At 52.6% G+C, this 18,695-nt stretch carries 17 protein-coding genes; 9 read left to right on the top strand and 8 right to left on the bottom strand.

Translation table 11 applies throughout. The annotated features are described in order from the left end of the window. The first annotated feature begins 191 nt into the window (after positions 1–191). The 7 genes from HFN16_RS12780 to HFN16_RS12750 all read left to right on the top strand — a co-directional run bounded on the left by HFN16_RS12780 (position 192) and on the right by HFN16_RS12750 (position 8,651). Complete coding sequence (locus tag HFN16_RS12780) at positions 192–770, top strand: sigma-70 family RNA polymerase sigma factor (protein WP_168891124.1); 579 nt, start codon at positions 192–194, stop codon at positions 768–770. Beyond that, positions 767–1,453, top strand: coding sequence for a flagellar hook capping FlgD N-terminal domain-containing protein (locus HFN16_RS12775; protein ID WP_168891123.1), 687 nt, complete (start codon positions 767–769; stop codon positions 1,451–1,453). Before HFN16_RS12780 ends, HFN16_RS12775 begins: the two co-directional genes overlap by 4 nt. Positions 1,454–1,488: 35 nt before the next feature. Beyond that, complete coding sequence (locus HFN16_RS12770) at positions 1,489–3,039, top strand: flagellar hook protein FlgE (RefSeq protein ID WP_168891122.1); 1,551 nt, start codon at positions 1,489–1,491, stop codon at positions 3,037–3,039. Positions 3,040–3,074: 35 nt separating this feature from the next. Then, positions 3,075–5,087 carry a flagellar basal body rod C-terminal domain-containing protein gene (locus HFN16_RS12765; RefSeq protein WP_168891121.1) on the top strand — a complete coding sequence of 671 codons (2,013 nt, stop codon included), beginning with the start codon at positions 3,075–3,077 and terminating at the stop codon, positions 5,085–5,087. Between the two features lie 15 nt (positions 5,088–5,102). Further along, the gene (flgL, locus tag HFN16_RS12760; protein ID WP_168891120.1) at positions 5,103–6,296 is read left to right on the top strand and encodes a flagellar hook-associated protein FlgL; all 1,194 of its coding nucleotides are present in this window, start codon (positions 5,103–5,105) and stop codon (positions 6,294–6,296) included. Between the two features lie 9 nt (positions 6,297–6,305). Further along, the gene (fliD, locus tag HFN16_RS12755) at positions 6,306–8,033 is read left to right on the top strand and encodes a flagellar filament capping protein FliD (protein WP_168891119.1); all 1,728 of its coding nucleotides are present in this window, start codon (positions 6,306–6,308) and stop codon (positions 8,031–8,033) included. Positions 8,034–8,192: 159 nt separating this feature from the next. Continuing rightward, a complete protein-coding gene (locus tag HFN16_RS12750) occupies positions 8,193–8,651 on the top strand; it encodes a hypothetical protein (RefSeq protein ID WP_168891118.1) in 459 nt (152 codons plus the stop codon). Between the two features lie 434 nt (positions 8,652–9,085). Here the strand turns inward: HFN16_RS12750 and HFN16_RS12745 are convergent, their stop codons facing one another. Next, positions 9,086–9,571, bottom strand: coding sequence for an EF-hand domain-containing protein (locus HFN16_RS12745; protein ID WP_168891117.1), 486 nt, complete (start codon positions 9,569–9,571; stop codon positions 9,086–9,088). Between the two features lie 334 nt (positions 9,572–9,905). Between HFN16_RS12745 and HFN16_RS12740 the strand changes: the two genes are divergently transcribed. Next, the gene (locus HFN16_RS12740) at positions 9,906–10,883 is read left to right on the top strand and encodes a universal stress protein (protein WP_168891116.1); all 978 of its coding nucleotides are present in this window, start codon (positions 9,906–9,908) and stop codon (positions 10,881–10,883) included. Positions 10,884–10,927: 44 nt separating this feature from the next. Here HFN16_RS12740 and HFN16_RS12735 read toward each other — a convergent pair whose 3' ends face one another. The 3 genes from HFN16_RS12735 to HFN16_RS12725 are packed head-to-tail and all read right to left on the bottom strand — an operon-like array spanning position 10,928 to position 13,219. Beyond that, a complete protein-coding gene (locus tag HFN16_RS12735) occupies positions 10,928–11,590 on the bottom strand; it encodes an ABC transporter ATP-binding protein (protein ID WP_168891115.1) in 663 nt (220 codons plus the stop codon). A 9-nt stretch (positions 11,591–11,599) separates the two neighbouring features. After that, positions 11,600–12,763 (bottom strand): FtsX-like permease family protein, encoded by a 1,164-nt coding sequence (locus tag HFN16_RS12730; protein ID WP_168891114.1) that lies wholly within the window; start codon positions 12,761–12,763, stop codon positions 11,600–11,602. Further along, the gene (locus HFN16_RS12725; protein ID WP_247648334.1) at positions 12,764–13,219 is read right to left on the bottom strand and encodes a DUF2318 domain-containing protein; all 456 of its coding nucleotides are present in this window, start codon (positions 13,217–13,219) and stop codon (positions 12,764–12,766) included. It lies immediately after the preceding gene. 284 nt (positions 13,220–13,503) lie between these two features. Here HFN16_RS12725 and HFN16_RS12720 point away from each other — a divergent pair, with 284 nt between their 5' ends. Continuing rightward, positions 13,504–13,959 (top strand): pyridoxamine 5'-phosphate oxidase family protein, encoded by a 456-nt coding sequence (locus tag HFN16_RS12720; protein WP_168891113.1) that lies wholly within the window; start codon positions 13,504–13,506, stop codon positions 13,957–13,959. Positions 13,960–14,034: 75 nt separating this feature from the next. Here HFN16_RS12720 and trpB read toward each other — a convergent pair whose 3' ends face one another. The 4 genes from trpB to proV all read right to left on the bottom strand — a co-directional run bounded on the left by trpB (position 14,035) and on the right by proV (position 18,664). Then, the gene (trpB, locus tag HFN16_RS12715; protein WP_168891112.1) at positions 14,035–15,252 is read right to left on the bottom strand and encodes a tryptophan synthase subunit beta; all 1,218 of its coding nucleotides are present in this window, start codon (positions 15,250–15,252) and stop codon (positions 14,035–14,037) included. A 325-nt stretch (positions 15,253–15,577) separates the two neighbouring features. Next, positions 15,578–16,582 (bottom strand): glycine betaine/L-proline ABC transporter substrate-binding protein ProX, encoded by a 1,005-nt coding sequence (gene proX / locus HFN16_RS12710; protein WP_168891111.1) that lies wholly within the window; start codon positions 16,580–16,582, stop codon positions 15,578–15,580. Positions 16,583–16,610: 28 nt separating this feature from the next. Further along, positions 16,611–17,441: a proline/glycine betaine ABC transporter permease gene (locus HFN16_RS12705; RefSeq protein ID WP_168891110.1), complete on the bottom strand. Its 831-nt coding sequence runs from the start codon at positions 17,439–17,441 to the stop codon at positions 16,611–16,613. Further along, on the bottom strand, positions 17,441–18,664 hold the full coding sequence (proV, locus tag HFN16_RS12700) for a glycine betaine/L-proline ABC transporter ATP-binding protein ProV (RefSeq protein WP_168891109.1): 1,224 nt from the start codon (positions 18,662–18,664) through the stop codon (positions 17,441–17,443). Before proV ends, HFN16_RS12705 begins: the two co-directional genes overlap by 1 nt. Positions 18,665–18,695: the final 31 nt, after the last annotated feature.

Here is an 18,695-nt window from a genome sequence, read left to right as displayed (position 1 = left end):
GCCTCTCTTGCAGAGGCCTTTTTTCGGGCTTTTTTCATTAAGTTTTCTTCGTTTTGTTTTCAATTTGCCCGCCTTTACACAAAGAAAACCCACTTTATCCAAACAATTACCAAACTCATCTCTACAGAACTTAGCTGTATTTTAATGTTGTGCGGCACCTGCATTGCTTTTTCTCATGCAGGAGGCGCGATATGAGTAACATCTCTATTGAAATAGATAGATCTCACGGAACAGTATCATACAACGAACTCTTTCAAGATCACTCTAGATTGATATTCAAGCTTATAAACAACTTTATTAAAGCAAAGAACATCAACCTTCACACATCAGAAGTTGATGACATATTTCAAGAGGTAGCTCTTAAAATATTCAAGAATGACTATCTTACCAAATACAACAATGAGAAAAGCTCATTTATCACCTGGCTCAACATTATCTGTCGAACCACAGCCATCGATTACTACAGAAAGAAGATTCGTTGGATGGAGTCGGTCCTAACCAAAGAAGACACCACTGCCCAGCTTGAGACCGCCGATCCTGTGGTCTTCAGTCTCCCCGCAGGAGTGCTCACAGACCGCCAGGCCCAAGTCATCACCCTCTTCTTCCAAGAAGGGCTCGTAGCCAGGGAAATCGCCGCCGCCCTCGACATAACTCCCAGAACCGTCCGCAGCATCAAGTTCCAGGCTCTGGAACGACTGCGCAACCATTACGGAGCATCCGCTCCCATAGCCATGCCCGAGGCAGGCGAAGCACGGAGGAAGGTATCATGAGTATCGAAACCACCAGCTATTACGACTCTCTGCTACTGTCATCGAGCACCAGCAGCGTGGAATACACCACCACAGAAGAGGCTACCAATCTCACCTCGGAAGACTTCCTGACCCTGCTGGTTACCGAGCTTGAATATCAGGACCCCACCGATCCCATGGACAACACCGAGATGGTCAACCAGCTCACGCAGTATTCACAGTTGGATGAGCTCACAGCCCTCAATGAAGGCATGCAGGAGATTGTCGATGCAGTCTCTACCATGACTGCATCCAACGGCTTGGACTACCTCGGTAAGGAGATCGAAGCCGACGGTTCCACCATCGTCAAATCCGATAATGACATCTCCACCATGTACTTCGAACTGGAAGAGGATGCGGCCTCTGTCACCTGCAATATCTACGACTCTGATGGCTCCATCGTTGCCACAGAAACCTTCGACGACGTCTCTTCCGGAACCAACGCCTTCACTTGGGATGGGTACGACTACAACGGCGACGAAATGGATGACGGCCAATACACGGTTCTTTTGACCGCCTATGACTCCGACGGTGAAGAACTGGATGTTTCCACAACCACCACCGGCACCGTTACCGGCGTGGCCTCAACGGACGAAGGCGTGATCCTCACTCTTGAGGACGGCCGCACCGTGAACATGGTCGACGTCACCTACGCCACCACCTAGCCACCAACTTTTTTTGCACTCCAAGGAGAAATGACATGAGTATCACAGGTTCAATGTATGCAGGCATTTCCGGTCTCCAGGCCCAGAGTGAAGCAACGAGCGTAGTCAGTAACAACCTCGCCAACTCCACCACCACTGGCTACAAAGCATCCACCATTGAATTCGAGGATGTTTTCTACAGCACGGTCAATGCGGGCGGCAGCGCAGATCAGGTTGGTAACGGCGTCAGCGTGGCTTCCGTCAACACTGACTACAGCCAGGGATCATACGAGTCCACGAACTCAGCCACAGATGTAGCCATCAACGGAGATGGTTTCTACATCGTGGAAGACCCTGACACCGGCAACACCTACTACACCCGTGCGGGCAACTTCACTTTCGATACCGACGGTTACCTCGTCGATTCCCATGGCAACCGGGTGCAGGGCTGGGAAATGGATGACGGTTCGATCTCCGGTTCTTTGACCGACATCCAATTGGACAATTCCCAGTCACCACCAGAGGCTACCAGCGAGATAAATTTCTCCCTGAACCTTGATTCCACGGCCGACGACAACACCACGTCCACAACCAATCCATACGCGGCCATGTTTGGAGTGTATGACGGAACGTCTGATCCGGCGTTGGATGATTCCCGCTATGCATACTCGACCACCATCTCCGTGTACGACGAAAACGGTGCAGCACATGACCTCACTGTATACTACGATAAAGTAGAAACTTCTGACGGCGACATCGTGTGGGAATACATGGTCACCTGTGATGCCAGCGAAGACATGCGCGATTTTGAAGGCACCGAGATGAGCACCACCAGCGGCGCAGGCCTGCTCATGACTGGCACACTGACCTTCTCCTCTTCGGGAGATCTCACTTCCATGACCGCTTTCACACTCGCCGATCCCCCCACGGACACCACCGATCCTCTTGCAGAGGAGAACTGGGTGTTGGCCGAATTCGACACCAACGGTCTGCCCATCCTTGAAGCCAACTTCACGGGAGCCGACGACAATCAGGAAATATCCTTCAACCTCGGCATGTCCAACTCAGACTTTGCGACTGGCACGGGCTGGGACACCTCTGGCGGCATCGACTCTCTTGACGACATGGATGCAACCACCACAACGGATGATCTGCCGTCATTCAACACCGGGGTGCTTTCAACCTCTGCCACCACCAGCACCACCTCCAGCTCCGCGACATACAGCCTGAGCCAGGACGGCTATGCACCCGGTGTACTCATCGATGTTTCCATCGACGAAAACGGCGTCCTCTCCGGCAGCTACACCAACGGACAAACGCAGGAACTCTACACCATTGGCCTGGCCGACTTCACCAACACACAGGGACTCTACGCAGAAGGCAGCAACCTTTACTCCGCGACGACTGAATCCGGGCAGGCGTTCATCGGTACACCAGGCTCCGCCGGGTTCGGCACCATTAAATCCAATGCATTGGAGCAATCCAACGTCGACACCGCAACCGAGCTGACCAACCTGATCATCCTGCAGGCCGCATATCAGGCCAACTCCAAGGTTGTTACCACTGCGGACACCCTGCTCAGCACCGCAATCAGCATGAAGCGATAGGTACGGCCCATTAACGCCATCTCACGGAGAACGCCATGCTCAACACCACGCTCAACATCGGCCAAACCGCCCTGCAAAACGCACAGGTCGGGGTCAACAACGCGTCGAACAATATCGCCAACGCGGACACCGAGGGCTACCAGAAGACCGAGGTGGTTCAGGAGACGAGCAGTTCCATCACGAGCTACGGCCTCACCGTGGGTACGGGCGCAGACGCTACGGCCATCATTGCATCCTTTAATGAGTTCGTTGAAGCCCAGTATCTAGATGCCTCTGCCGATCTCGCCATGCAAAATGCCGCCATTGAGTACCTCACACAGCTCGACTCCCTGCTCAACCAGGATGAGGACGAAGGCATCAGCGTCGCCCTCAATGAATATCTGGATGCGTGGAATGAATTGGTCACTGATCCGGACTCCCTGTCTGCTCGCGAAGCATTGCTGGGCGAAACCGAGAGCCTCGTTTACGCCCTCAACTCCACAATGGACACGCTGGAAAATACGGTGGACGCCATTGATGACGAGATTCAAACGGAAGTGGACGAAGCCAACCAGATCATCGACGACATCGCGGCGCTCAACGTGAGCATTGCTGCCAACCCGGATGACACGCAGGCCATTTCAGAACGAAACCAACTTATTCGGGACCTGGACGAAATCATTGGTGTGGACACCATTTATCAATCCAACGGACAGGTCACCATCTTGACCGAGGAGGGTAACAGCTTGGTAGACGGCAGCGAAACCCACCATCTTGCATACAGTGACGCCAGAACGACTGAATCTCTAGTAAGGGATTCCACCTACACAGGCGAAATCGCTTACTCCGGCACCTCCGGAGATGAACTTCTGATCGAGTTCGTCTCCAACGGCCCGGATGGTACTGCACAGTTCAAGGTTTCCACGGATGGCGGCCAGACCTGGCTTGAAGACGACGGAAACACCATGCTGTACACCGCCGACGATGAAGACAACTCCGTAGAAATCAACGGCGTAGAAGTCTGGTTTGAAGATTCCGGCGGCGATCACGCCGAGGGCGACAGATACACCATCGTACCCAAGAGCGGACTGTACTGGGAATCCGGCGACGGAGATCTGGTGAACATAACTCCCATGACCGATGACAGCGGCGATGCCGTATCAGGTCGCGTATGCTCTGGCTCTCTAGCTGGACTCTTCACCACCCGCGATGACGTAGTCATGGAGACCATGGATTCTCTGGACGACTTTGCCGAAGCTCTGATCTGGGAAACCAATGTTGAGCACTCACAGGGCGCTGGCCTTGAGCACCATACCGGTCTCACTGCCAGCTACTCAGTGGACGACTCCTCTGCCATGCTCAGCAATGCAGGGCTGAATTATGGCGATAATATTCAGTCTGGCAGTCTGGAATTGGTCACCTATGACAGCGACGACGAAGTCGCCACGACAGCGGTCATCGCTATCGACCCGGCAACGGATTCTCTCGACGACATTGTTGCAGATATCAACACGGCTTTTGGCGGTGAACTGACAGCCTCTGTCAATAGTGACGGACAGCTTATTCTTTCTGCTGGCACGGACATGGAATTCGAGATCGCAGGAGACAGTTCCAATCTGCTGGCCGCGTTGGGAGTCAATACATACTACACCGGCACTGATGCATCCTCCATCGCCGTTGATAGCTATGTGGCCAACGACACGAGTCACATCAACACCGGCGTGCTTGGCGATGACTACACCATGGCCTCGGGCAGCAATGAAGTCGCGACGGCCATGTACAATCTGTCAAGCGAGACCATCACTGTGGGCAACTCCGAAACCACTCTAAGCAGCTCCCTTTCAGCACTGGTCTCCGCAGTTGGCAGCGCTGCCTCCTCTGCAGAACTCAAGCAAACCTACGCCGCAACCTCGGCTGAATATCTCTACGACCAGCAAGCCTCGACCAGTGAAGTCAACGTGGATGAGGAGCTTGTATCCCTGACCAAATATCAGCAGGCCTACCAAGCTGCGGCTGAGATCATCACCGTATCACGAGAAATGATGCAGACCGTACTCGACATGGTCTAACCGGAGGGAATTACCATGCGCATAAGCACTTCCCAAATATTCTCCCAATCCCTGACGTACATGAACTCATCGCTCAATGACGTAGCAGAATTAAACATGATGAACTCCAGCCAGAAGAAGATCAACAGTCCTTCTGATGATCCGGCAGGCATGGGCAAGGTCATGGAGCTACGTGCCTACGACCAATCACTCAGCGGATATATCGACAACTGCTCCACCAGTGGAGACTACCTCTCGCTGGCCGATGAATCGCTGGTTCAGGTCAGTGAAAACATCTCAGCGGCCATGGAATTGACCGAGCAGGCATCCACCGAGACCTACACCGAAGAACAGCTCAAGATGATGGCTCTCGAAATGGAAAGCTATCTGGACAGCATCTTGGCCATAGCCAACACCCAAATGGGTTCGGACTCAATCTTCGCAGGTGATGATTTGGGGAACAATGCTTTTGAAAAAGGACTCGGCGTCACCCTGACCAACGACTCGCTTCAGAATTCCGATTTCACAAGCATGACCGGAGAAATTGATTCCACCGTCAAAGTCCAGTTTCTGGAAGACGGCACAGTGGGCACAGACGAGTTGGACTACCGATACTCCACTGACGGAGGCGAAACGTGGACAACAGCCACCCTTGCGGCAGGAGATACGGAATTGGACCTCGGCACAGCTCAGGTCGAACTTGTAAACGGAACAGCCGTCACCACTGCCGACGATGAAGGCAACGGAACCGAATTCTACCTCCGTGAAGCCGTTTATTACACGGGCAGTGACGAAGCCATGACCGTTGGAATCTCCGAATCCACGACGATCGACATGACCACCGTGGGTAGCGATATCTTTGGCGGCGTGGACTCGTCCACAAGCCAACCATACGAAGACCCCAATCTCTTTGAAACACTCAGTGACGCCATCGTCTACATGGAGATCGGTGACTACGATGCCGTTGCGGCCTGCCTGGACGACCTGACCGCTGCACACGAGAACGTTGAGACCGGGGCTGCCAACATTGGCGCACGCGAAAACAAAGTCACCTACACCCAGCAGTCCCTTTCTCAGGTGCAGGAGATCACCACCACCAGCATCAGCCGAGAAGAGGACGCGGATGCGGCCCAGATTCTCGTGGAACTGGAACAGGCCAATTACGTCTATGAAGCTGTGCTCAATTCTTCGGCCGACATAATGAACATGAGCCTGCTCGATTACGTCTAGGAGAAAGTCATGGGATACGTTTCATCTCTCTCGAGCACTGTAACGGCATACGAACCCGTAACCACATCCGGTGAAATCTCCTTTTCCGGTCTCGGTAACGGAACAGACTTTTCAGAAATCATTGATGCGACCGTCGACGCCGAGAGCTTCAAGAAAGAAGCCTACGAGGCTCAGGTGGAGGAAAATGAATACATCGTGGATGTGCTGGAGCAGTTGCAGGAAGAGATAGACGATTTCAACGAGACACTGGATGATATGGATGAACTGGACGAGTTCTACTCCATGTCGGCCAATGTCACTGATGACGCCATTTCTGCAGAGGTTACGGGCGAAGCAGATGACGAAACCCACAACGTGGTGGTTAACCAGCTTGCCCAAAAAGACGTCTGGGTATTCGACGGCACTGGATATGATGACACGGAAACAGTAGTCACAAGCGATGCCACGACAATCTCTGTGACATACGGAGGAGAATCTATCGACGTAGACATCGCTGCGGGTACAACCTTGGAAGGCATGGTGGACACCATCAACGCCAGCATCAGCGCGCGCGATAAGTTCGAGGCAGACCTCATATATGATGGTTCCGTGTACTATTTCGTCTTGAAAAGTGCCGAAACCGGTAAAGACAACGCCATCGAAATTACCGATGTCGGATCAGTATCCGGCCTCGATCTGGCAGACCTCTCTCAAACACAAACAGCGCAGAACGCGCAGCTCAAGGTAGACGGATTCCCCGCAGACAACGATGACGGCACCGAACGGTGGCTTGAACGCTCCACCAACTCGGTGGACGATGTTATCGACGGCATGACCTTGGATCTCAATGAAACAACGGACAGCGAAGGTGTGAACATCTCTGTGGAATTCGACACGGATGACATGTTCGATACAATTACTGAATTCGTTGAAGACCTGAACCAGATCATTCTCGATATCCAGTTGCTCACCGGGCGAGTTACGGAGGAAGAGGACGGAGAGACTGGATACACCATCGACAACTATGCGATGGACATCATGTACAGTAATATCAAGTCCATCATCTCATCTGGCGCGCTTGGTTTCTCCGCATACGATGAAGATACCGGCGGCGACTACTACCACGCCCTGTCCCAAATAGGATTCTCAACGGACACCGATGAAGGATCCGATACGTACGGTCAGATTATTCTGGATGAAGACGAACTTGAAGAAGCTCTGGACACCGACCCGCAAGCTGTAGCCGAACTCTTTGCAGCTCAAGCCTCAGGAGAATCAGACAGTGACGACTTTCAGGTCATATCAGTTATCAACGGCGTGACTGAAGCTGGTGAGTACGACATAGAATATACCGTTGAAGGAGGCGTGCTCACGTCAGCATATATCAACGGCGAGGAAACCAGCATCGATGGCTGGACCATTCTTGCCACCAGCGGAGATGCAAAGGGCCTCTATCTCTCTATCGGAAGCCAGACTGACGGCACACACAGCGGGACCGCACGCGTCAAGCAAGGGAAAATCGGCGAACTCTCGGATGCGTTGGACAACATAACCAACGAGGAGACTGGCACGCTTCCCATTGTCATAGACAGCTACGAATCACGAGTCACCAGCCTGGAAAACCAGATATACAACGAGGAACAACGTCTTGATGCACTGGAGACCTCACTCACCCGCAAATATGCGGCGCTCGACTCACTGCTCAGCACATATGAAAGTCGCTCGTCCACACTGAGCACTCTCCTTGCCAGCAGCTAATAGTATTAAGAGGGACTTCATTCTTTCACATCTTTTTACGTTTCTAAAAAACCTATTTAACGCTTCAGCCGTATATCTGGACGTGCGGCAGGTCCCTCCCACCTGCTGATATACGTTTCAGGCCCCTATTTGCACACAACACTAACGGCAGGGATACACATGAAGCCAGTTCGCCTCATTCTAACCTTCACCGGTATGGCCTTTGTCGCCATGCTGGCCCTCTCCACACTTGCCATGCTGGGCGGTTGCGCTTCCCATGATCAGCGCCCGGCTATGGAACTACCTTCCCCCCAAAAGCGGCTCTTCACGCTCAAACACAACCTTCACCTGACAAACGAACAGATGGAGGCAGTCAAACCCATTCTTGAGCAAGACTATGCACAAAAGACCGCACTCATGAAGGAATTCGACCCCAGTGACCGCGATGAAATGCGTGCTCATCGAAACAAGATCGAAGATCTGGAATGGGAAACCTACAAGAAGCTATCCGCTGTCCTGACACCTGAACAAATGGAACTCTACAGCAAGCTTCTTGAAAAAGAAGAACAGGCCATGATGGCACAATCGCGTCCCCAAAAGGGACCCGGTCGCGGAGGCCCCCGCGGTGGTGGTTTCTAACGCAGGCCTCCATCTCTGCCCAGGCTCGGGGGAATCCCCCCGAGCCTATATGGCCTGCATACATAAGACAGTTCAGGTCACCATGTAAGACCACTACATCCAATATGCAGAGAGTATAGCCATGAGCAACCACCACAAGTCTGCCAGACTCACTCAGTCGGAGATCGATTTTCTGTTGAACGCCTTCAGGAGCATTAGGCCTCACAACAATCCAAAGACGCCACCTCGGCCCTCCAGCCCCCAAAAAGAAATTGATGAGGGGAAACGGCGTTCAACGCCCCCATCACAAGGGCTCCCCGCAAGCCATTAGACAACCCACTATCCCATGTACCCCTTTGAAGAGAGGGAGAATATAAGAGAAGCCGCACCTTTTAACGAAGGTGCGGCTTCGGGCTTTCGCCCCTGTCGTCAGCACGGAGAAACGATGACCATGCTTATGCGCTGACGCTCAGTCCGGAAGTCAGGGATTCTGCAAAGCTGCTACCGAACATGGACTCCTGCATTTGTGAGTATTTCGACGCCCCACTGGAATCGTCCTCCTCGGAGGATCCCATGTTCATCAACTGTTGCCAGCTGTCCATGTCGCCATCAGTTTGAATACCGCTCATACTTTGAGGCGGTGGCGGTGGCGCAGAAGCCATTTTGGTTTCCATGTCAGCCTGAAGCTCTTCCTGGGAGACAAAGCCGTCCTCGTTGGTATCGAGGGCGTCAAACACTTCGCTACTTTCAGAAGATTCAGAGGCCTGGTTCGCAGAGAACTCAGACTCACTCAAGGCTCCATCGCCATCAGAATCCAAAGCATCAATGAATGAGGAAGACATCTCCTCGGAATCAGGGGGTTGCTGTTGCCCCTGAAGGCCAGACATGCCGCCCTGCATTCCCATCATGCCAACCATGGAGTTCATGGAACTTATTTCCATATGAACTACCTCCTGGTTTGCATCACTGATCCATTTCCAGACCGACCACAGCCAGGCTGTGTCTCCCTTTCCCCAAAGGCGGAACCGGAGCGGATCAGTGATTTTCAGCCATAATGTAGCTCCGTAGCGATTGATCGGCCTAATTAAGTTTCATTCGGAAAGTGTAAAAAGTTGTGATGCAACCAAGAGCGTCGTCCTAAAGCTTGGATTGGCACGTTGCCCTCGTCACCACGAGGAGCAGGAGAACTGCGAGTACATGAACGAATAATGCACACCAATATCATTGAGCCGCGCTGCCAATATGCTATACTCTGTTGTAACTGGAGGTAGTCCCATGACCGCATCCCCGTCCAACAGCATTCTTCGGCACATGGCGGCTGAAATGGCTCCCGGAAAAGGCAAGCCTTCGCGAGATGAGGAACTTGTTGTTACGCCCAAGCTTCTCCTGCCCCTGGCCAAGCACTCCAAGGCCGGAGCCGGACTCGAATTCGTCACCCACTTCTTTACTAACAAACAAGCAATCAATCTTACGTTAATGCACATCCCTCCGTCCCTGGCGGCTGTGTGGGCCGAGGAAACAAGCTATGAATCGCTGGATCAAATAGAGACTCAGGCAGCCACTGCCGACAAAAAGGGACGCGCCGTAGTCGAGCATGCCGGACGCAAGCTGCATGCAGATGGTTTCCCCAAGGACAACCTCGAACACAAGATCGCCTCTCCGCAGATGAGCAAGGCCAAGGACATCATACGAGAAGCACGCAACGGCATGTATGACGCCGTAGTCATGGGGCGCCGCGTACAGGAAGGGCTGGCCGACGTCATGGACCAGTCCGTTTGCCGTGAAATGCTGGAGGGATTATCGGACGCAATCAGCTTCCCTCTCTGGCTTTGCAGATTGCCGGAACGAGAACGCAAGAATGTACTTCTCTGCGTGGACGGCTCTGATCCATCCAATCGCATTGCCGATCATGTCGGATTCATCCTCTCCCATGAGCCGGGACATAGCGTAACCGTATTCCACGTTCATGACCCGGCCAAGACTGACCCCATGGACGCAGAAGCTGTTGTCAACCAGGCAATCGAGATTTTGAAGGAAGCCGACATGCCCGAAGACCGCATCAAGCGAGCCATTCGACGCGGCACCAACGCCGCCCGCCTCATTCGCGAGGAATATGACGCAGGGAACTATGCCGCCGTAGCACTGGGAAGCGCGGGAAGTGACAGAGGATTCTGGAACAAGCTCTTTGTAGGATCAGTAGCCCGCACAGTATTCAAGGATTTGCACGGTGCTGCCCTTTGGGTCTGCTTCTAAGGACAAATAAAAGCGGGGTAGAATATTTTCTGCCCCGCCCATCTTTAAACGATTTTTCCATCGGCCATTCGGATCACTCTATCCGCCCGTGACGCATACTCGTCATCATGAGTAACCATGATGACAGACAGTCCATCTCTACCGAGATCAGCCAACAATTCCATGACGGACTCGCCTGTTGCCTTATCGAGATTGCCTGTAGGCTCATCCGCAAACAACAACGTGGACTCCTTTACGAGAGCACGGGCAATGGCGACCCGCTGCTGTTCACCTCCAGAAAGGTGCCCGGGAATTTTGTCTCCCTTACCACCCAAGCCGACACGCTCCAAGCAAGCATCGGCTCGTTGCCGCACTTCATTGGTCACTGGAGCCAGTCCCTTCATATAGGGCAGCAGGACATTTTCCCGCGCCGAAAGGTATGGCAACAGGTAATGAAACTGGAACACCACGGAGAAATCTTTCTGCCGAAGGTGATTCAGTTTGGCCGCGGACAATGACGTGACATCTTCGCCCTCGTAGATGATTTCGCCTGAATCCGGCGAAAGCAACGTGGACAAGGTATTCAAAAGCGTAGTTTTTCCAGAACCGGATCGTCCCACAATGGAGACAAATTCACCAGGATTCACAGAAAGGCTCACGTTATCGAGAGCAACGGTTTCCACGCCTTCGGAACGGAATGTCTTGAATAGATTTTTTGCTTCAAGCATGACTGGCTCCTACAGAGAAATGAGGGCTTCCGAAGGCTCGACAGCCGAGGCCTTCCAGGCGGGAAAGAATGCCGACAGGACTGAAACCGCCGTAATAAGCAGGCAGGTCAGAGCCATGTCTGCAGGATCAAACATGAGCATTGCTCCATCAGCAATATCAAGCATGGTAACAATCTTGGTACTGAGGAAAAAGCCTCCCAGATAGCCAAACAAACCAGCTGCCATACCAATAATCATGGCCTCAAAACAGAAGATGCTGAAGATACCTTTGCGCGAAAAGCCAAGGGATCGCATCAGGCCGATCTCCTTGATGCGCTCGTTCACGCTGGAAAGCATGGTCACACCCACCATACAGCAGGCGATAAACAGAATGATCAACGAAACAGTGAGAATAAGCTGCTTCACAAAATTCACCGAGTACATTCGCTGCTTCACAATGGACTGCAACGCCTGAATATCCGTCCCCGGCAACGCCTTGTCGAGTTGAACGACTATCTCCTCAATTGGACACCCGGCACACAAGGCGGCCACTTCCACGAAGTGAACATGATCCGGCGTACCGAAATGCTCCTGCGCGAAGTCCATTCCTGCAAAGACTACCGAGTCATCATCACTTCCCGTAGGCATAAGAACACCAGCAACAGTGACGGTATTACCGCTGAGAGCAAAGCTGTCCCCTGGTTTCAGGCCAAGACGGCTGGCGGCTTTGCCACCCACGATGACTCCGGTCTTAGTCTCGGGAAACTTGCCGTCGAGCGCCCAATACCCTTTCAGGACCTTTTCACTGTCCCAACGAACGCCAACCACACCAACTGCGGCGTCCCCAACCTTGCCCATGGCCACCAGCTTGGGAGCGACCACAGCGATACGCTCTTTGAGCTCGATATTGGCAATGCGCTCAAGAGTCGAGGACTCGGGCAGATCAGAGACTCCAAGGGCCATGTCGCCCATGGAAAAACCGCCATAGCTGACAGTCAGTTTCTCGCTTTTAGGCATGATGAGAATGTTCGCACCATAAGCCGTGAGCTTCTTCTCCAGCGACTCACCGACCACGCTGGAAACGTAGTTGAGCGAGACGATGGACGTGACGCCCAGAGCGAACACCACCAACAGGAGCAGGGTTTTGACCCATTTCCTGCGCGTGTTGCGAAGTGGAATCGTCAGAATGTTCATCTAGAAGTACCCTCGCCCAGCCATAATATCGGACACCTTAATGGTGACAGTATTATCATCATATGTACGGACCAACGGAGACGGATTGCAGCCGCCTTTGACCTCATTGATACGGGAAGAATGGAAGCGCATGCCGCAGTTGTTGCAGACCATGAAGTCGCCATCCTGATCATAGCCCTTCTTCTCCCGATAACAGACGTCGCAGGCATCGAAGGCAGCACGAATCACACCGTCACTGGATTTGAGCAGGAAGAATTTCACTTCCGCTCCATCTTGTTCAAACAGGAAATAGTGGGCTTGACCATCGGAGACATCCGCAGCAGGGATAGTGACCACTCCGTTCTCGGCCTTCACTGTGGTATATTTCCCAAACCCGAACAGAGCATGACTAGTACCTACCAGTCCAACGGTCATGATGAGGGCCAAAACAGCAGCTCCCAAATGTTTCAATCGCATATTTACTCCTTTGCTTTTGTCTTAATTCCAGACTTCAAAGGTATGGAATTTGAACGGTAAAAATCAAATGAACCATGCAGTAATTGCACCATTCATTAATGTAAGTCTTTTTGGCTTGTTGTCCAGTTTGCCCGATTTCAGGCGGACCAAAGAGCGCCAAATCCTGCACATATCGTGCATGCAATCGCACTGCTTTATGTGCAACCTCGCGCTCACAATTAGCCCTTCCAGAATGATCGATTCAATTATATATCTACCCGACACCATCTCATCAGGGGCACACAATGAAGAGAAGCGAAAAAGAAATTAGTGACATAGACGCCATCAAAGACATTATCCACCGATCCGAAGTCATGCGGCTTGGCCTCTGCAAGGAAGGCATGCCATACGTGGTACCGCTTTCATTCGGTTATGACGGGAACAAACTGTTCTTCCACTGTGCCAAGGAAGGAATGAAGACTGACTATCTCAACGCCAACAACAAAGTCTGCTTCGAGTTCGAACAGGATGTCGCCATTGATTCCAAGGAAAAGAGTGCATGCGCTTGGGGGATGCATTTCAAAAGCGTTATCGGCTTCGGAGTTGCTGAAGAAATTATGGATGCTGTATCCAAAAACAATGCCCTGCAAGTCATCATGAGCCAGTACTCTGACAAGGAATGGGAACTTCCGGAAAAAGCTGTGGCCGCCACATCGGTTTGGGCCATTTCAATTGAGAGCATGACCGGAAAACAAGGCTAGCCGCATTTTCTCGTTGAATAAAAAAGCCCTCTCTCCATCTGGAGAGAGGGCTTTAACTTTGTCTATCTTGGCTAATTAGCCACGAATCTTGGGCAGTTCAATCTTGCCTTCGCTGACCATTTCTTCGATCTGAGCAACGTCCTTGTCTCCGCGGCCGGAAAGGTTGACCACGATGATCTTGTCCTTGTCCTGTTCAGGAGCGATGCGCATGGCGTGTGCCAGAGCGTGAGAGGACTCGAGGGCAGGAATGATGCCTTCCATCTGGGACAGCATGAAGAAGGCATCAACAGCTTCCTTGTCAGAAGCGTGCACGTACTCGGCACGATTCTGGTCTTTCAACTGAGAGTGCTCAGGGCCGACACTGGGGTAATCCAGACCGGCGGAGATGGAGTAAACCTCTGCAGGTTCACCCTGCTCGTCCTTGAGCATGTAAGAGTTGAAGCCGTGCATGACGCCGGGTTCACCGAGACACAGAGTGGCAGCGTGATCACCATAGTCGAGACCGCGACCGGCAGGTTCTACACCCACCAGTTTGACGGACTCGTCGCAGATGAAGTCAGCGAACAGGCCAATGGCGTTGGAGCCACCGCCCACACAGGCGACGCAGTAGTCAGGCAAACGACCTTCAGCTTCCATGATCTGCTTTTTGGCTTCACGACCAACAACAGACTGGAATTCACGAACGATCAGCGGGTACGGGTGGGGACCAACAGCGGAACCGAGCAGGTAGAAAACATTTTCAGGATCCTGCAACCATGCGCCGAGAGCCTCATCAACGGCTTCCTTCAAGGTCTGCTGACCGGACTGAGCGGCAACAACCTTGGCACCGAGCATTTCCATGCGGAACACGTTCAGCTTCTGGCGCTCAACATCCACGGCACCCATGTAGATGGTGCATTCCATACCCATGAGCGCAGCGGTTGCAGCGGTTGCCACACCGTGCTGACCAGCGCCAGTCTCGGCGATGATCTTCTTCTTGCCCATACGTTTTGCCAGCAGGATCTGACCAATGGTGTTGTTAACCTTGTGAGCACCAAGGTGGTTCAGGTCTTCACGCTTCAGATAGATCTTTGCACCACCGAGCTTCTCGGTCAGATTCTTACAGAAATACAGTGGCGTTTCACGGCCCGAGAAGTGGTTCAGGTAGTAATGAAATTCCTCAAGAAACTCAGGATCGTTGCGGTATTGCTCAAAAGCTTCAGCCAAAGTGTTCAGAATGGGAACAACCGGCTCCGGAACATACTGTCCGCCGTAATCCCCAAAAAATCCATCAGCAGTGCAAGTCGTCGTCATTTGTATCCTTCCCCTTTGTTGTTTTCAGCAGTGCCCAGACCTAAAAAAACCGCGGCCAGCTTGCACTGCCGCGGTTGTGGTATTCATTTCTGCTCGTTTACTGCAGGTAATACTCTCCCACGGCGCCGTTACCAGCGCCACCACCAATTAAAAGTTAGGGAGGTAAAATTTTTCTGCATGGGTGGACGCTAAGCGATGAAAACCGAACTTGTCAAGGGGGGTATGACAAACTCCCCAGCAACTCTGCCCCCATCATTGGAAAGCCAAAAGAAAAGCCCTGCAAGAGCAGGCTCTTGCAGGGCTGGATCTCTCAGATCGATACAGACTACTTAGCAGCCTTGCGAGCTGCGTCGAGCCAACCGTTCCAAGCATCCTGGTGAGCGGCGATCCATTCGTCCACATGCTTGGCGATATCCTTGTCGGACTTCTCACCAGCGTTCATGCGGGTATTCTGGGCGCTAACGTCACCGATGGTCAGCTTGAAGCTCTTGAGGAAAGTGGCTGCTGCCGGATTCTCTTCCATGAACTTCTTGTTTGCAACGACGGTGATGTCGTAGACCATGAAACCGTTACGCAGGGGATCGGAAACCGCACCCTGAACGCCGGAAACAGTGTCGTTGAACTCGGGATTCTCAGGAACGTTGATCCACATCACGTCCTTACCGGGCTGCAGCTTGTAAACAGTCCAGTTGGGGGTCCAGGTGTAGAAGAATACCGGCTTGCCGGCTTTGTAAGCACCAAGAGCGGAAGCCATGCCTGCTTCGTAGGCAGCCTTGATGGGCTTGATGTACTTACCCAAATCATAGGCCTTCATGTGCTGACCGATGACCTTTTCACAACCCCAGCCCGGAGGGCAGGCAACGAGGTCTGCTTTGCCGTCACCATTCTGGTCAAACGCCTTGATGACTTCAGGACGCTTGAAATCGTCCAGAGACTTGATGCCGAACTTCTCTACTTCCTTTTTGGAAACGAGATAGCCCTGCATACCACCGGCCTTGATGATAGGATCAAGAATGGCACCCTTCTTCTCGAAGTTCTTGGGCAGCTGATCGTTGTGCAGCGGGAAGTTGCCGTTGCACCAGTAGTCGATGTCACCAAGGTAGATGGACTTGTAAGCAATGGGGTTGGCGAGGTCTTTGGGTTTCTTGACTTCATAGCCCAACTCTTCCAGACCACGACGGGCCAGGGCTTCCTGGAAGAAACCGGTGTTCCAGGTAGCGCGTGCGGGTTTGAGGGTCACACCCTCGCCCGGTTTCATGTTCATTGCCATAGCGGTAGACGCGATCAGCACTGCGCAAATGGCGGCGAGCGTCAACTTCATAAGTTTCATGTTTCCTCCTCTCAGATTCACTATTTGGTTACTTCTTTTGAGCCATGGACTGCGTAATGCGGTCCAGAACGATAGCCATGAGCACAATGCCCACACCGCCAACTACGGCGCGTCCGATATCCAGGGTATTCAAACCAAGGATAACCGGAGAGCCAAGGCCGCCCGCGCCAATAAGCGCTGCGATAACGACCATGGACAGGGCCATCATTATTGTTTGGTTCAACCCAGCCAGGATGGTGGGCAAAGCCAAGGGGATCTGTACTTTCATCAACACCTGCCAGCGAGTGGCACCAAAAGCCTCTGAGGCCTCCACCAGTTCCGGATGGACCCCACGAATACCCAAACTGGTAAGCCTGATGATGGGCGGCAAAGCAAAGATAATAGTTGCCAGTACGCCAGCCACGTTACCCACAGAAAAAAGCATGACGATGGGCACGAGATAGACGAAGGCCGGTGTGGTCTGCATGGCATCAAGCACGGGCCTGAGTGCCATTTCAAAACGATCGCTGCGCCCGGCCATAATACCGAGCGGAACGCCGAGCAGGGCGCAGATGATCACAGAGGACAAAACCATGGCCAAAGTGATCATGGTATCTTCCCACAGCCCGAGCATGCCGACGACTGCCATGGAGATAGCGGAAAAGACTGCAAGGCGTTTGCCGGAAAACCACCATGCGGCAAGGCAGACCACGCCGATGACAATAAGGGGATGTATAGCAGTCAAACCATTCTCGAAGCCATTGAGCAGTTGCTCTACCGGCCACTTGAGCGTCTGGAAAAAGTCGCGATGGTTGTCAACAAGCCATTCGATGAATTCGGTAACCCATCCATCAAGGGGGATAACAGCTTCTTCAAACATTAGGCTTCGCCTCCTTCCGAAAGAACGACTTCTTCAGCTCGATGCAAAGTTCGCAGGAAACGGTTCTTTGAGACCACACCCTTGTAGACACCATTTGCGTCGACCACCGGTACGGGCCAGGGGCTTGATGCGACCATTGGCAGGATATCCTGCATGGACTCATCAAGGTTCACCGGATCGGCCTCGTCCAGAAAATGCTGACTCAACGACTTATCTGGCTCACCTTGCTCAATGGCGTCACGTATGCCTTCCGATGAGACCACACCGAGAAAGCGGTGTTTGGCGTCCATCACATAACCATGCTCGCGCTCGCTGCCACTAAGGATCTCATGAGCGGCACGCAGGCTGCCCTCCTTGCGCACAACAAGTGTGGGGTGGGAATCGCGGACGATATCTCCAGCGCCAATAACATTGGTGGGATCGACGCCGCGGAAAAAGGCACGCACATAATCGTTTGCCGGGTTCTGCAAAATTTCGTCAGGCGTACCAACCTGAACAACGTTGCCGCCTTCCATGATGGCAATGCGATCACCGATTCGAAGGGCTTCATCCAGGTCGTGAGAGATGAAAACGATGGTACGCTGATGCTCTTCCTGAAGCTTCAGCAGTTCATCCTGCATCTCCGTACGGATAAGCGGATCCAATGCGGAAAAGGCTTCGTCCATGAGCAGGATTTCCGGATCAACGGCCAGCCCACGGGCCAAACCGACACGTTGCTGCATACCGCCGCTGAGTTGGTCAGGATATTGATCCTCCCAACCGGCCAACCCGACCTGAGCAAGGGCTTCACGCGCCCGCTCATAACGTTTTTCTTTTGATACACCGGCCAATTCCAATCCGAATGCGGCATTATCCAACACAGTTTGGTGCGGCATAAGAGCAAAAGATTGAAAGACCATGCTCATATTGTAGAGTCGGAACTTGACCAACTCGTCATTATTCATAGCCGTAACATCTTGCCCATCAACGAGCACTCGCCCTGATGTGGGTTCAATGAGGCGGTTGAGCATACGTACAATAGTGGACTTGCCCGATCCGGACAGCCCCATGATGACGAAAATTTCTCCGGTCTCAATAGTAAAGGACGCATTGTTCACGCCCACGGTCATGCCGGTTTCTTCAAGGACAAACTGCTTGTCGTGTCCTTCCTTGAGCATGCCCAATGCCTTTTTCGGCTTGTTCCCAAATATCTTGTAGAGGTTCTCTACGCGAATAGTTCCCATGTTTTCTCCGATAAATGTAACAACAGACCCC

The organism is Pseudodesulfovibrio sp. zrk46, assembly GCF_012516435.1.
Lineage (GTDB): Bacteria > Desulfobacterota > Desulfovibrionia > Desulfovibrionales > Desulfovibrionaceae > Pseudodesulfovibrio.
The sequence above is the reverse complement of the archived record's forward strand: the minus strand, read 5'-3'. Positions and strand labels throughout refer to the sequence as shown.